General features: G+C 30.8%; 13 protein-coding genes. 1 reads left to right on the forward strand and 12 read right to left on the reverse strand.

The features are described 5' to 3' along the window. Window positions 1-96: 96 nt before the first annotated feature. Window positions 97-1,713, reverse strand: coding sequence for a peptide ABC transporter substrate-binding protein (locus CLJU_RS18165; protein ID WP_013240298.1), 1,617 nt, complete (start codon window positions 1,711-1,713; stop codon window positions 97-99). Between the two features lie 145 nt (window positions 1,714-1,858). On the opposite strand from CLJU_RS18165, the gene CLJU_RS18170 reads away from it, so the two are divergent. Continuing rightward, window positions 1,859-2,065 (forward strand): hypothetical protein, encoded by a 207-nt coding sequence (locus tag CLJU_RS18170; protein WP_013240299.1) that lies wholly within the window; start codon window positions 1,859-1,861, stop codon window positions 2,063-2,065. Window positions 2,066-2,101: 36 nt separating this feature from the next. On the opposite strand, the gene gatB is transcribed toward CLJU_RS18170, so the two are convergent. The 11 genes from gatB to CLJU_RS18225 form a co-directional block, all read right to left on the reverse strand. Then, on the reverse strand, window positions 2,102-3,532 hold the full coding sequence (gatB, locus tag CLJU_RS18175; protein ID WP_013240300.1) for an Asp-tRNA(Asn)/Glu-tRNA(Gln) amidotransferase subunit GatB: 1,431 nt from the start codon (window positions 3,530-3,532) through the stop codon (window positions 2,102-2,104). A 5-nt stretch (window positions 3,533-3,537) separates the two neighbouring features. After that, window positions 3,538-4,995 (reverse strand): Asp-tRNA(Asn)/Glu-tRNA(Gln) amidotransferase subunit GatA, encoded by a 1,458-nt coding sequence (gene gatA, locus CLJU_RS18180; protein WP_013240301.1) that lies wholly within the window; start codon window positions 4,993-4,995, stop codon window positions 3,538-3,540. A gap of 19 nt (window positions 4,996-5,014) precedes the next feature. Further along, a complete protein-coding gene (gene gatC, locus CLJU_RS18185; protein WP_013240302.1) occupies window positions 5,015-5,302 on the reverse strand; it encodes an Asp-tRNA(Asn)/Glu-tRNA(Gln) amidotransferase subunit GatC in 288 nt (95 codons plus the stop codon). A 13-nt stretch (window positions 5,303-5,315) separates the two neighbouring features. Continuing rightward, window positions 5,316-6,041, reverse strand: a complete 726-nt coding sequence (locus CLJU_RS18190; protein ID WP_013240303.1) for a gamma-glutamyl-gamma-aminobutyrate hydrolase family protein — start codon at window positions 6,039-6,041, stop codon at window positions 5,316-5,318. A 134-nt stretch (window positions 6,042-6,175) separates the two neighbouring features. After that, a complete protein-coding gene (locus CLJU_RS18195) occupies window positions 6,176-8,218 on the reverse strand; it encodes a sigma-54 interaction domain-containing protein (protein ID WP_406541130.1) in 2,043 nt (680 codons plus the stop codon). Between the two features lie 71 nt (window positions 8,219-8,289). Next, window positions 8,290-8,559, reverse strand: a complete 270-nt coding sequence (locus tag CLJU_RS18200) for a hypothetical protein (RefSeq protein ID WP_013240305.1) — start codon at window positions 8,557-8,559, stop codon at window positions 8,290-8,292. A 353-nt stretch (window positions 8,560-8,912) separates the two neighbouring features. Further along, entirely contained in the window at window positions 8,913-10,907 is a 1,995-nt protein-coding gene (gene ligA / locus CLJU_RS18205; protein ID WP_013240306.1) for an NAD-dependent DNA ligase LigA, read from the reverse strand. Between the two features lie 32 nt (window positions 10,908-10,939). Further along, on the reverse strand, window positions 10,940-13,180 hold the full coding sequence (gene pcrA, locus CLJU_RS18210) for a DNA helicase PcrA (protein ID WP_013240307.1): 2,241 nt from the start codon (window positions 13,178-13,180) through the stop codon (window positions 10,940-10,942). A 167-nt stretch (window positions 13,181-13,347) separates the two neighbouring features. Next, window positions 13,348-13,641: a YerC/YecD family TrpR-related protein gene (locus CLJU_RS18215; RefSeq protein WP_013240308.1), complete on the reverse strand. Its 294-nt coding sequence runs from the start codon at window positions 13,639-13,641 to the stop codon at window positions 13,348-13,350. A gap of 292 nt (window positions 13,642-13,933) precedes the next feature. Next, the gene (locus tag CLJU_RS18220; RefSeq protein ID WP_023162298.1) at window positions 13,934-14,650 is read right to left on the reverse strand and encodes a pseudouridine synthase; all 717 of its coding nucleotides are present in this window, start codon (window positions 14,648-14,650) and stop codon (window positions 13,934-13,936) included. Between the two features lie 313 nt (window positions 14,651-14,963). Next, a complete protein-coding gene (locus tag CLJU_RS18225) occupies window positions 14,964-15,638 on the reverse strand; it encodes a lytic transglycosylase domain-containing protein (RefSeq protein ID WP_013240310.1) in 675 nt (224 codons plus the stop codon). Window positions 15,639-15,694: the final 56 nt, after the last annotated feature.

Consider the following 15,694-nt stretch of genomic DNA (forward strand, 5'->3'; position numbering starts at 1 on the left):
ACTTCAAACCAATTTACAAATCTCAATTCTAATTAACGAAAGGGTCTCATATTTATGAGACCTTTTCAAGCCTTGTAAAAAGTACTATATGCTCTATCAATGAACATCTAAATAAGCTTTATCTAACTTTATATTTCCCAATTTATTAGTATAAATACCCTGTACATAGTTTTTTTGACTTATAATTACATCATTGAAATATAAGGGGATGATTGGCATGTCTTCCATCAACATATTTTCCATTTCCTTAAGTATCTCTATTCTTTTAGTTCCATCTTTCTCAAATTTAGCATTCATAAATTTATTGTCAAATTGCACATTTCTATATCCATACAAATTATATTGGGATGCAGACCTCCACATATCCAAAAACGACAGAGGATAATCATAGTATCCCTCGTATTTTATCTCTGCCATATCATAATCACCTTTTTTTAACTTCTCATTGAATTTAGAAGCCTCATATCCTTCACACTTCACATCTATCCCAACAGCTTTTTTTATACTTTCACCTATGGCTTCACATGTTTTTTTGTTTTCAACTGTATCCAAATATATGAGTTTTAATGAAGCTTCTCCATAACTAGAACTTACACTTTTCATCATATCAGAAGCTTTTTTTATATCTTCATTGCCTTGAAAAAATACCTTATTTATATACTTGCCATTCAATCCATCCCCTGTATACTGGGGTATATAAGAATATGACTCCAAAGCAGTGCTATTTAATATATTTTTAACTATATTATTTCTATTAATAGAAGCAGCTACTGCCTTCCTAAAACTATTGTCATTTGCAATACCACTCCTTTTTAAATTAAAAGCTATGCCTTCCCCTTGAAGTAAAGGCGAAACTTTATATTTTGCCTTACCTTCTATAGTTTTTAATTCTCCTAAAGGAGGATCTGTGAACACATTTATTGTAGAGCTTTGAAATGCAGCAAGTGCACTTTCTTTAGTTTTTAAGGAACTCAATGTTATACTATTACTTTTCACCTGTGCCTTGTTCCAGTAATGAGAATTCTTCTTTAATGTAATCTCCCCGCTGTCAGATATATTGTTTATACAAAAACTCCCTGAATACATTATTGATCTATAGTCTTTTTTCCAATCTATGAGTTTAGAATCAATATTTCTAAGTGCATATATAGGCTGAGATAGTATATTCAAAAAATAATTACAGGGATAATTTAATCTTATATTGAGTGTTTTATTATTCAAAGCAGTTATAGCTACATTATTAAAATCACACTTTCCTTTTCTATAATCTTCTACTCCAAATATACAATTTAACTGATCTGAAAATATGTTATTTGTGTTTTTATTTAAAATATCAGAAAAAAAGTTCACAAAGTCATTTGCAGTAATATCAGAACCATCACTCCACTTTCCATCTTTCCTTATTTTAAAAGTATAATTAGTTCCATCTTGACTTATATCCCAACTTTCAGCAAGTGCAGGAACTATTTTGCCATTTTCATCACAATTCACAAGTCCTTCAAATGTGTTTGCAAGTATATCCTTTTCCCTTAAATTATTGGAATCAAGCATTATAAGATCTTCAGGTAACTTACCCAAATTATATGTCACATTATTCTTATAATTACTGCTTTCAGTTTGCTCAACTTTCTTTTGCAAAGATCCTCCAATTAAAGTTATAGAAACTATGGAAATTATGAGCATACCTAATATTATATAAATAAATTTCTTCATATATATCTCCTCATTCCCAATTCATGGGATACTATTTAAATTATTGTCACTTATTATAAAAATAAACAAATTAGACTGTATTATTTTTAATCCATGTTTTTTATGATATAATGTTCACGTACATTTAGATATAAGGAGTGTAAATATGATACTTACATTAGAAGTTTTAGGCATTTTAACTATGTGTACTATTATGTTTGTTTCAATTTGGGGATTTATAATTATGAAGCAAATGTTATCCCAATTAAAATATAGAAACTATTTAGTAGAAAAACTAACTCAATATATGCATTTTTTGACAAAGAAAAATGACGTTTCTCAAACTAAAACAGACAATAATAAAAAGGAATAAGAAAGCTTTAAAATAGTTTTCTATTCCTTTATTTAGTTAGTTTTTATTAAATTCTCTATTTACAAGGTCATTTACAATCTTAGGATTTGCCTTTCCCTTAGTTTCTTTCATAACTAAACCTATCATAAATTTAATAGCTCTTTTCTTACCGTTTTTATAATCTTCTAATGGTTTAGGATTGTCTTTCATAACCTTTTTTATTATCTGCAGAATTTCATCTTCACTGCTATTTTGTAAAAAGTTCCTCTTCTCAATTATTTCTTCAGGTTTTGCACCACTTACAAACATTTCCTCCATTATTTCTTTACCTATATTATTAGAGATCATACCTGAGTCTATAAATTTGATTAAACTTACTAGGTCTTCCGGCTTAAATTTAAGCTCATTTAATGATACTGATTTTTCATTCATAAGCCTTGATATATCTCCCATAATCCAGTTAAAAGCAGCTTTAGGGTTTCGGCTTAACTTGGCAGTTTTCTCAAAGAAATCTGCTGCCCCCATATTTAATATTAGTACCTCAGCATCGTGTTTTGAAACATTGTACTCCTTAGTAAATCTCTCCACTTTATCATAAGGAAGTTCAGGTATAGTTTTTCTTATATCCTCTATCCATTCATTTGAAATATTTATAGCTGTTAAATCCCCTTCTGGAAAGTATCTATAATCTCTAGCTTGTTCTTTAGCCCTCATAACCTCAGTTCTATTTTTAGACTCATTCCATCTTCTGGTTTCTTGTACTATCTTTTCTCCAGACTCTACAGCCTTTACTTGCCTTAAATATTCATACTCAAAAGCTTTCTCAAGAGCTTTAAAGGAATTCACATTCTTTATTTCCACTTTTACACCAAATTTTCTACTGCCTTTAGGTCTTATAGACATATTACCATCACACCTTAAAGAACCTTGTTCCATCTTACAATTTGAAACTCCTATGGATCTCAAAATATTTTTTAACTTTTGAAGATAACAGGTAGCTTCCTCTGGGGTTCTTATATCTGGTTTGGACACTACCTCTATAAGAGGTACACCTGCTCTATTGTAATTTATCAAGGTACCTGCTTTTGTATGAATTAGTTTTGCTGCGTCCTCTTCCATATGTATTCTTTCAATACCTATTTTCTTTTTTTCTCCCTCACTATTTTCTACCTCAATGTATCCATCTCTACATAAAGGAAATCTGTGTTGGGTTATTTGATAATTTTTAGGGCAATCCGGATAAAAATAATTTTTTCTATCCATTCTACTCTTTTTATTTATTGAGCAATTAAGGGCAATTCCCGATTTTATGGTATACTCTATTACCTTTTTATTTATTCTAGGGAGCGCACCTGGAAGTGCAAGGCATATTGGACAAACGTGACTATTGGGTTCTCCTCCAAATTCAGTGCTGCATCCACAATACATCTTAGTTTTTGTCGAAAGCTCTACATGAACTTCCAGGCCAATTACCAATTCATATTCCATAATTTTTACACCTCACTAATTTGTGGACTCATTTTATGCCAGTTAGTAGATTGTTCAAAACTATAAGCTATATTAAAGATTGTATCTTCTCTATAATAATTTGTCATAATTTGAAATCCTACTGGAAGTCCATCTACCATACCACAAGGTACAGATATAGCCGGCATACCGGATACATTAGCAGGGAGCACATAAACATCTGAAAGGTACATAGATAATGCATTCTTTTTCTTCTCGCCTATTTTAAATGCAGTAGTAGGTGAAGTAGGTGCTATAAGTGCATCAAATTCCTTCATGACTTCCTCAAATTGGTTTTTTATAAGGTTTCTAACTTTAAGTGCCTTTTCATAATACTCATCATAGTAACCTTTAGAAAGCATATATGTTCCTAACATTATTCTTCTCTTAACTTCCATTCCCAATGCTTCACTTCTAGATTTAAAATATAAGTCCCTGTAGTCCTTAAAATTTTTTGATCTATATCCATATCTTATTCCATCAAATCTAGCTAAATTTGAAGAAACTTCAGCACTTGCAATTACATAATAAACTGCCATAGAATACTTTACAAGTGGAATAGAACACTCTTTAACCTCAGCCCCATTTGCCTTTAGTACATCTACAGCTTCTTCTATGGATTTTCTAATTCTATCATCTAACCCATCCTCAAAATATTCTTTAGGTATACCTATCTTCATGCCTTTAATATCTTTAGTCAAACTTTTGCTATAATCCGGTACTTTCATATCTACTGTAGTAAAATCATTTTTATCAGACCCTGCTATACATTGTGTTAAACATGCACAATCTTCTATATCTGCTGACATAAGACCTATTTGGTCTAAAGTTGAAGCAAACGCAACTGCTCCATACCTAGAAACTCTTCCGTAAGTTGGCTTTAAACCTACTACACCACACAGACATGCAGGCTGCCTTACAGAACCACCTGTATCTGTTCCAAGAGACATTACAGATTCACCAGCTGAAACTGAAACAGCCGATCCACCTGAAGATCCTCCCGGAACTCTGCTTAAATCCCAGGGGTTTCTGGCTAACTTAAAAGCACTTTTTTCATTTGAAGATCCCATGGCAAATTCGTCCATATTTGCCTTTCCAATTATTATTCCATCCTCAGCCTCTATCCTTTTTATTACGCTAGCATCATAAGGAGATATGTATCCCTGAAGCATCTTTGAAGCACAAGAGTTTTGCATACCCTTAACGCTTATATTATCTTTTATAGAAATAGGTATTCCAAAAAGTCCACCCATTTTTTCACCATGTTTTATTTTCTTATCCAAATCCTTTGCTCTTTTAAGTGCTCCCTCTTTTTCTACATATAAATAAGCTCCCAATATAGTATCAAATTTATTTATTCTATTTAAATAGGATCTTACAATTTCTTCTACACTTATTTCTTTGTTTTTCAACATATTTCTAATTTCATGTGCAGTCAGCTTCATAAAACCACCTCCTGTAAAATTATTCTATTACCTGGGGTACTACTATATATTCTTTAAGATTTTGTGGTGAATTATCCAGTACTTCTTTTATATCCATAGATTCTTCCACAGTATCTTCTCTAAATTTATTTTCCATGCAATATGGATTTATAGTTATATTCACCCCATCTGTATTTAATTCATTTAAGTTTTCCATATATTTAAACATTCTATCTAGTTCTTCTATGACTTCTTTTTCTTCTTCTTCATTAAATTCCAGCTTAGCAAGCTGGGCTACATATTTCATTTCTTCTTTTTTCACTCTCATATGGTATCTCCTTTCACTTTTTTCTCGAAACAGATACTAACTTTTTAAATATTTCAAGCATTTTGGTATTATTAGCTGCAAGTCCTTCTGGATGCCATTGAACACCAAAAATGAAGTTATCTTTTGTTTTTTCTATGGACTCTATTACACCATCTTTGGCTACGGCACCTACTTTAAACCCTTTTGCTAAATTCTTTATACCCTGGTGATGAAAACTATTCACCATAGACTTTTCTCCAAGTATCGGATACAATATACTATCTTTTTTTACAAGTATGGTATGACCTGTAAAGCTTCTACTGGAATCTTGAGAATGTTTAATGTAAAATCCATCTTTATCGTCAAGATCTTGATATAATGTTCCTCCAAAATATACATTTATTATTTGTAACCCTCTGCAAATGCCAAGTATCGGCTTTTTCAAGCTGCATGCTGCCTTAATGAGCTTAAAATTAAAATTATCCAGCTCATATGAAGTAAATCCCTGAGCCTTTATAGGTTCTTCTCCATATAATATGGGATTTACATCATATCCACCAGAAATAATTATTCCATCAACTCTTTTTACTTGATCAAAAATATACTCTTCATTTTCAATTACAGGAAGTATTATCGGTGAGGCCCCAGCCAAAGCTACAGATAAAACATAATCGCTATTTACATACGTCCTTTTTATACCAGGAACTGATCCGCCTCCCATTTCTAATATATTGCCAGATATTCCGATAACTGTATTCATGTTTTTCCTCCCTGAAAGCTATTTCAAATTTAATATAATTTTTATAAGCATTTTTTATGCCATACATTAAAGAAAAAAATATCCTGTGGACGGCTTACTTGCGTAAGTACTGTATATTAAATAGGTTATTTAGGTTATAATTTTGCCCTGTTTTCAATCCATTTTAAAAAATTGTTCCCTTTCGTTGTAATTTTGCTTCCTCTTCTCCCCAAATTGCATGATATCAATGACAATTTGTTTAAAATGCTCATTATTCTTCTTATCTCAGCTTCGCTTAACCTTATATTATTTGCTTCTAAAATTTCCTTTATATTTTTTCTACCAATTCCTGACTTTAAAATTCCTTGCTCTTTAATAATTTTTAATATTGATACTGCATCAAAAATACAATTTTTGCATTTGAGATATGCAGCTTCCTCATCAAAGTTTATATTATATTCAACCAAATAGTAAGGCAAATCTCCAATATTTACTTCATCATCGTCATTCATAATTTTTATATAGGAAGCAACATTCTGAATTTCTCTTATATTACCCGGCCAAGAATAATTCATAAAGATTTCTATGACTTCATCAGATAATCTTATAGTCTTTTTTCTTCCCATAAAATATTTTATAAGAGAAATAATATCTTCTTTTCTTTCTCTTAAAGGTGGTATATTTATAGGCAGTACATTGATTCTATAAAATAAGTCCTCTCTAAATTGCCCTTCTTCTACCATCTGGAGTAAATTTTTATTTGTAGCTGCAATAACCCTAATATCAACATTTATAAGCCTATCAGAACCTATCCTCATTACCTGTCTTTCCTGCAATACTCTAAGCAGTCTGGCCTGCAAAGTTAAAGGCATATCACCTATTTCATCTAAGAATATAGTTCCCATATTAGCCTGTTCAAATAATCCAACTTTTCCTTCTTTGCGTGCCCCTGTGAAGGCCCCACTCTCATATCCAAACAATTCACTTTCTAACAAGCTTTCAGGAACTGCAGCACAATTTATGGCAACAAAAGGCCAATTTTTTCTCAAAGATGCATTATGTATTGATTGAGCAAAAAGTTCCTTTCCAGTGCCACTCTCACCTGTTATTAAAACTGTTAAATCTGATTTTGCAACTTTATTGCTTAATTTGATGCATTCCTTTATACTGCTTGAATTTGTTTTTATAGAATTAAAATCATACCTTGCTATAAGTCCTTTATTTGTATATTTTACTGTTAGTTTTTTTGCAAGCTGTTCTAAATACGTAACTTCATTTATACTGATATAGCATCCTTTTTTTTCTCCATAGTAGACAACAATTTCTTTATTAACTACTATAAACTTGTCTCTATATTCTATAAGCTCATCTTTAACACTATTTTTCACAAGTAAGCATACCAAATTTTTATCCAAGACATCTTCAATATTTTTACATTTGATATTTTTTCTTATATTAAATAACTTTTCAAAGGCATTATTGTAAAATGATATATTTCCATCTAAATCCGTAAACATTATTCCTTCTTTAGACATATTAAGTACTGCATTCAAATCTTCATTTTTAATATAAAGTTCCTTATATTTATCTTTGATACCGCTATCTAAATTTACAATTTTTTCTGAATATTTAAACAATCTGGTATCAATCACTCTATTTTTAAGTGCTAATTTATTAGAAATATTAATAAAAGTAGATATATCAATGTGTCGATTTCCTATATCTATAATTTTTTCAATATATTTTGGTACTCTGGAAACTTCACCAGGAGTTATTGCAAATTTTATGTTTTCATAATTTTGATTTTCGTCATAAGGTATAAGGGTAATATTATTTACGCCTATCCTATATAATAGAGATATGGTTTCCAATGTGGCTGATTTCGCATTATTTACCACAAGAGCTTTAGTGCCCTGAGGAATATTAAATATTTTATAAACTTCATTTTCTTTTATCGTTCTTTTAATGACTATTATATTTTTTTTATTTTTTACATATCTCTCTATTTCAATTGCTATTTCATCATTCATTATGAGTATTACATCATCGTTTATCTTATCTGTACTTTTAAGCTCATTCAAATAATAATTATTTATTACAGCAAAACCCTTATATATCTCTTCTATATTGCTTTTCAAAAATACAGCCACTAAAGAATTGCTATTTGTAACAATTCCAATAGATTTCAATATATTCACCCCCAAGCTGTCGCCCATATTGGGCGCACCTAAAAAATGAGACAATCTACCAAAAGATTGTCTCTATAATCTTAATAAACTTTCATATACATAAAAAACATAGTTGCGCAAGCTATCAATACACATGTTATAGGGTATACTATATTTCTAAAGTTAGCTCTAGAAATTATCATATTTATAGCCCAAGCTACCATAGTAACAAATATGCTCCACTGCAGCGTGCAATAATCATTAAAGTACTTTACATATGTAAAATGATATGTAGTAAGGAGCGTTAATATCAATGCCAAGATAGTAAAAATAACTCCTATCCACCCTAATAAATTTATTGTCCTTTTCATTTTTATCCTCCACTATAGTGATCCCAAGCAAAACTTAGTAGCATATTAAAGAAAATAAGCTGCCTATAACCTAGAATCTCTATACTATACAAATAGTTTAACTTTCATATAAAATTAAACTATTCTTATAATAATCCTTTTTTACTTCTTTGTAAATATTTATAGCATGCCTTCAAATTCACTTTTCTTTTATTATTTTAACTCCAAATCTTAATAATTCTTCTATGCTCCTTATTATATTTCCCTGTTTAAAAAATTCTATTATTCCTTTTGCCACTGCTTCTCCTACATCTTGATTTACAAACATTTAATAATTAGCAAAATTAATAAAATGTTATATCTTATTTAGTGACTTATTTGAGCATTTGTAATAACTCCGCTTCAGATATTACCTTAACTCCTAATTCCTGAGCCTTAGTTACTTTGCTTCCAGGAGCATCCCCTGCAAGTACATATGTGGTTTTCTTAGATACCGAACCTGATACCTTGCCGCCATGTTTCTCTATAAGCTCCTTTGCTTCAGTTCTTCCCATTGATGGAAGTGTTCCTGTAATAACAAACTTGCTGCCTTCAAGTAAATTATCTTCTTCTTTATTTTCGTTCATTACCATATTTACACCGCATTTAGCAAGTTCGCTTATAATTTTAAGGTTATCTTCATTTTTGAAATATTCAAATATTGCTGAAGCACTTATATCACCAATATCAGATACTTTCTTGATTTCATCAATATCTGCATTAATGAGATTATCAATAGATTTAAAATATTTCATAAGTTCTTTAGCTGTTGACTTACCAACATTAGATATACCCAAACTTGCTAATAGCCGCTGTGGCTCATTTTTCTTCGAATTTTCAATGGCATCAAGAAGTTTATCTGTATTCTTTTCTTTTCCGATTATACCTTCTTCAACAAGCTTATCCCTATATTCATTAAGATGATAAATATCCGGTATATCATCTATATATCCTTTATCAACAAGCTGTTCAACATAAGCTGCACCAAATCCTTTAATATCCATGCAATCCCTGCTTACAAAATTAATAATTCTTTTTACAAGCATAGATGGACAATTAATATTAGTGCACTTAATGTCAGCTGCACCTTCTTCTCTAGCAACTGGACTGCCGCATACAGGACACTTATCTGGAAACTGAAATTTAACTGTTCCTTCAGGACGTTTTTCGTGTATAACTTTCTTGATCTTAGGGATAATTTCTCCTGATTTATATACTACGATAGTATCACCAACACCCACATCCAATTCATCAATAAAATCTTGATTATGGAGAGTGGCTCTTGATACGCTTGTACCACACAACCTTATTGGTTCAAAAATAGCAACAGGGGTAATCCTTCCTGTCCTTCCTACTGTAAGTTGAATATCAAGAAGCTTAGTTTCTTTTTCTTCAGGTGGATATTTATAAGCAATAGCCCACTTTGGAACTTTAGAAGTACTGCCAAGCTCTGTTCTGTATGCTAAATTATTAATTTTAATAACCGCACCATCAATATCATAATCTAAATCTCCACGGTTTTCACCAATTCTTTCAATGGCATCCCATATTTCACCAGTAGTTTTACATACTGTATAATTCTCAATAACTTTAATACCCTGTTTTTTTAGAAATTCATACCCTTCGGTATGAGTTTTAAATTCCATACCCCGAACATCCTGAACATTAAAAATAAAAAGAGATAAATTTCTTTCTTTTGTAACTTTACTATCCAGCTGTCTAAGAGTACCTGCTGCACAGTTTCTAGGATTAGCAAATACCTTTTTTCCCAAGAGTTCCTGATGTTCATTAACATTTTCAAAGGCCTGTTTAGTCATATATACTTCTCCACGAATCTCCAGATACGGGATTTTATCTTTAAGTGATTTAACTACATCATTTATCACTTTAGCATTGACTGTAACATCCTCACCATAGACAATACCATCGCCTCTAGTAATAGCAGTTATAAGTTTTCCATCTTCATAGCGTAAAGCCATTGATAAACCATCAATTTTTGTTTCCACTACAAATTCTACATCAGGAAATTGAGCTTTAACATCATCAACAAATTGTTCAACGTCTTCTTTGTTAAAAACATCCCTAAGACTTAACATAGGAACTCTATGTCTAACAAGTACACCTGATTCACGCTTAGCATTACCTCCTACATGCTGAGTAGGAGAATCCGGAGTGATAACCTCCGGATGTTCTCTTTCTATATTCTTCAGTTCCTGCATTAACATATCATATTCATAATCAGATACTTCAGGATTATCCTGATTGTAATACCTATCATTATGATAATTAATTATTTTCTTTAATTCATTATACCTATCTTCATATATCAAAGCTAAAATCCTCCATAAACAATCAATGCAACTTATACAGCTTCCAGTGGTGCTACTCCGTACATTAAATTTTTTATTCCCATCTTATCAAAAACTATAGTAAGTTTTATATCACTGCCACTTTTAGATATACTTACAATAGTCCCTAATCCAAACTTCCCATGCTTAACTTTTGTTCCTTCTTTTATATTCTCTAGTTTTAAATAATTACCCTTTGGTACATTTTCTACAGAAGGAGATACTGGATTTTCTATCAAGCTGCTCTGGTGAACCTTTTTACCCCAGGAAAAAGTATTTTTATTTAATTGCTTATTTATAGAACTAGTAAAATTGGATTTTTTTAAGCTATCATACTCTATAAGGTCATGAGATATCTCACTTATAAAACTAGACTGCTGGTAAGATACCATTCTTCCAAATACCCTTCTGGTTTCCGCAGAAGTCATATAAAGTTTTTCCTTAGCTCTAGTTATTCCAACATAACAAAGCCTTCTAGACTCTTCCATTTCCTTAAACTCATTTAAAGACTGGGTTCCCGGGAATATTCCATTTTCCATTCCCGCCATAAAGACTACAGGAAACTCTAATCCTTTAGCACTATGTACTGTCATAAGTACAACTGAGTCAGCATCTTGATCAAAATTATCTACATCTGAAACCAAAGTCACCTTCTCTAAAAATGCAGAAAGAGACGGATCTTCTGAAGAAGTTTCAAACTCTGCAGCAGCAGACACAAGCTCCTGTAAATTTTCTACCCTGCTTATACTATCTGCCTCATTTGAATCTTTGAGTTCCTCTAAATATCCAGTAGTATCTAATATCTCCTTTATAAGACTGGACACAGTAATCTTGTCCCTGCTTCTTATAAAACTATTTATAAGGCTTACAAATTTATTTATGCAATTAATATTCCTCTTTGTTAAATTTAAAACCTCGTCTATAGATAAAAGTACATTGTACATGGATTCATTCATAGAATTAGCAAAATCCTGTATTTTCTGTACTGTAGAATCCCCTATACTTCTCTTTGGCACATTTATTATCCTTCTTAAACTAACATCATCCAAAGGATTATTTATAAACTTTAAATAGGCCATAATATCCTTTATTTCTTTTCTATCATAGAACTTTAAGCCTCCAATAATTCTATAGGGAATGTTTGATTTCATAAATACATCTTCAAATATACGGGATTGGGCATTAGTTCTATAAAGTATTGCAAAGTCCTTGTACTGTTTGCCTTCATCTTCTTTCAGTATTTCTTTGATCTTAGATGCAATATACCTGCCTTCATCTATATCCGAATAAGCCCTATATAATTTTATTTTGTCTCCATTTTCACTTTCAGTTCTCAGCATTTTTTCTTTTCTATTTGAATTATTACTTATGACATCATTAGCTGCCTTCAATATATTACCCTTGGATCTATAATTTTGCTCTAACTTTATTACCTTTGCATTTGGATAATCTTTTTCAAAATCCAAAATATTTTTTATGTCTGCACCTCTCCAAGCATAAATACATTGATCATCGTCTCCTACTACACATATATTTTTATGTGCCTTTGCAAGAAGCCTTACAAATTCGTATTGAGATCTATTGGTATCTTGATACTCGTCTACCATTATGTACTTAAACTTTCTCTGATAAAATTCCAGTATATCTTCATTTTCCTTAAAAAGCTGTACAGTTTTATATATAAGATCATCAAAATCCAGTGCATTGTTATCCTTGAGTTTTTTTTGATATAACAAATAAACATCTGCAATTTTATTCATTCTGAAGTTTCCTTCATTTTCTTTTTTAAATTGATGTGGAGATATTAAATTATCTTTTTGTCCACTAATTTTATTTATTATCTCTCTGTCAGTTATATCCTTGTCACTTATATTTAATTCCTTCATGCACTGTTTTATAAGCACTTTTTGATCATAACTATCATATATTGCAAAATTCTTATTATATCCTAATTTGTCTATTTCTCTTCTAAGTATTCTCACACAGCTTGAATGAAATGTAGATACCCACATTCCATCTACTTCATCTCCTACTAATTCTTTTATCCTGTCTTTCATCTCTCCTGCAGCCTTATTAGTAAAAGTTATAGCCAGTATTTTAGAAGGATATATATTCATATCCTTAATCATATGAGCAATTCTATAAGTTAAAACCCTGGTCTTTCCAGAACCTGCCCCAGCTAAAATCAATAGAGGACCGTCTACATACACTGCTGCTTCATACTGTTCTTTATTCAAAAGGCTTTTTAAATCCATAACATTCACTCCTGTTTGTTTATCTCCTCTAATTTAAAGTAGATACAGAGATACTTCCTGTTTAATATTATAACATTCTACAATTAATTTAATCATGAAAAGCATAAAAAATGTGCTGATATTTTTATCAACACACAAAAAAAATTTATTTGTACTGATTGAATATATTATTTTAGTCTTCCTAAAACTATCTTATAACCATCACTTCCATAATTCAAACACCTATTAACCCTACTTATGGTAGCAGTACTTGCCCCTGTTGCAGCTGCAATGTCCAAATATGTTTTTTTGTTTTTCAACATTTTAGCTACCTGAAGCCTCTGTTCTAATGCCTTTATTTCATTTATAGTACATATATCCTCAAAGAATCTATAACACTCTTCTTTTGTCTTTAAAGACAATACTGCCTCACACAAGTAATCCATTTCTTTACTCTGTAATTTAGATTTATATTCTTCCATGAACTACACTCCTTATTCATGTACATTTAATGTTAATATTCCCCCTTTAATTTTATCACGTATTAAAACATTAATCTATAAAATTGTAGATAATTAAATTCAAAAAAGCAAAAACAGCCCATTGGGGCATGGACTGTTTTGCTCATAAATAAAAAGGGGGCTATTCATTCCTTTTATTTATCCTTGCAACTTAATTATAGTAAAACTTGAATAAAATATCAAGTAAAATCTGATACATTTATGCACATATAATTGTAAATTTAATATAATTATGATTGAATTTAATTCATATTTAAATTCTTTTTATACTTTCAATCTCATTTTTAGATAATTCCCTATATTGTCCTAAATTTAGATCTTTATCCAAATCTATAGGTCCAAATTTTATTCTCTTTAAATAAACTACATTTTTTCCTAATGCATTGAACATTCTTTTAACTTGATGAAACTTTCCTTCTTGTATAGTAACTTCTACCTTAGCACCATCTTCATCTGATTCTATAATATGTAGTTTACCAGGTAAACATTTATAACCATCTTTTAGTTGTATTCCTTTTTTAAACCTATTTACATCTCTTTCATCTAAATACTTATCTATTTCAGCATAGTAAACTTTATCTACATGATTTTTAGGGGATATCATCCTGTGATTTAGCTCACCATCATTTGTAATAAGTAAAAGTCCTTCTGTATCTTTATCTAGCCTTCCTACTGGAAATGGCTTAAATGCCTGGTACTCAGGCTCTAAAATGTCTATAACCGTTTCATCATAATTGTCAAAAGTTGCTGACACTACTCCTTGAGGCTTATTCATTAATAAATATATATTTTTTTTGTACTCTACAACATTACCTCCAACTTCTATTGTGCTTTTATCAGGATCTATTTTCATGGAACTATCTTTTATAACAGTTCCATTTATTTTTACTTCTCCATTTTTTACTACAGCTTTTATCTCTTTTCTCGTTCCAAAGCCTAAATTTGCTAAAATCTTGTCTATTCTATCCATATTTCCGCCTCCTCTCATATATTATACCCTTTTCTGCATTTATAAAAAATATACTATTATAATTAATAGTTATGGGCAATTTTCTTTCGTTAAGATTTTTCGCAGCGTAGTGGAGAAAAACCTTCATTCACTATTCACTTTTAATTATTAAGTTTTAGTTCAAAATTCAGATAATTGGCTTAATTTATGCATAAGTAGAGTTCTTGGCACCACACAAAAATACAGGATATTAATATATTTTACTAATATCCTGTATCTTGCATAATTAAATATTTATTGCAATTTTATTCAAATATCATTAGAGAAAGTCGTACTATTTTCCGTAATATTTCATAACTTTTTGTACATAATCTCTCGTTTCATAAGGTAACCTTGAAATACCTGAAACACTGCTAACACCCCTAGACTGCAAAGTGCCGGGACCCGCATTGTATGCAGCTAGTGCAAGTTCCTTGTTATTTCCATACATATTAAGCATTTCTTTTAAGTATTTGGTACCTCCATCTACATTCTGATCTATGTTATATGGGTCATTGACCCCAAGTTCACTAGCAGTACCTGGCATAAGCTGCATAAGTCCTTCAGCTCCTGCACCAGACGTAGAATTTGGATTAAAATCAGATTCTTGCTTTATAACTGCCTTTATTAAATTAGCATCAACTCCATATTTTCTTGAAGCATTTGCAATTGCCTGATCAATACTTGCAGATCCACTCTGTATGTCACTTTTTACACTATTATAAACAGTATTTAACCTTTGTCCTGCCCCATATCCTAGTTTACTAAGATCTTCTTGTCCCAAGTTTAATTTAGACAAGTCAATATTTCCACTGCTGTCTGATAATGCTTTAGTTAAGCTTTCCATTACAAGTTGAAAGGAATCAGAATCTCCAAAGGCTTGTTTTAATATTTGAGTCATCATCTCATATTGTAATACTTTTTGAAGATTTGTATTTTGATTCTCATTACTTACGTTATTTACACTCATTTTTTCACCTGCTTAAAAACATAATCTACTCATTTTCATCGTGTTAATATGTGATA

This window comes from Clostridium ljungdahlii DSM 13528 (genome assembly GCF_000143685.1).
Classification (GTDB): Bacteria; Bacillota; Clostridia; order Clostridiales; family Clostridiaceae; genus Clostridium_B; species Clostridium_B ljungdahlii.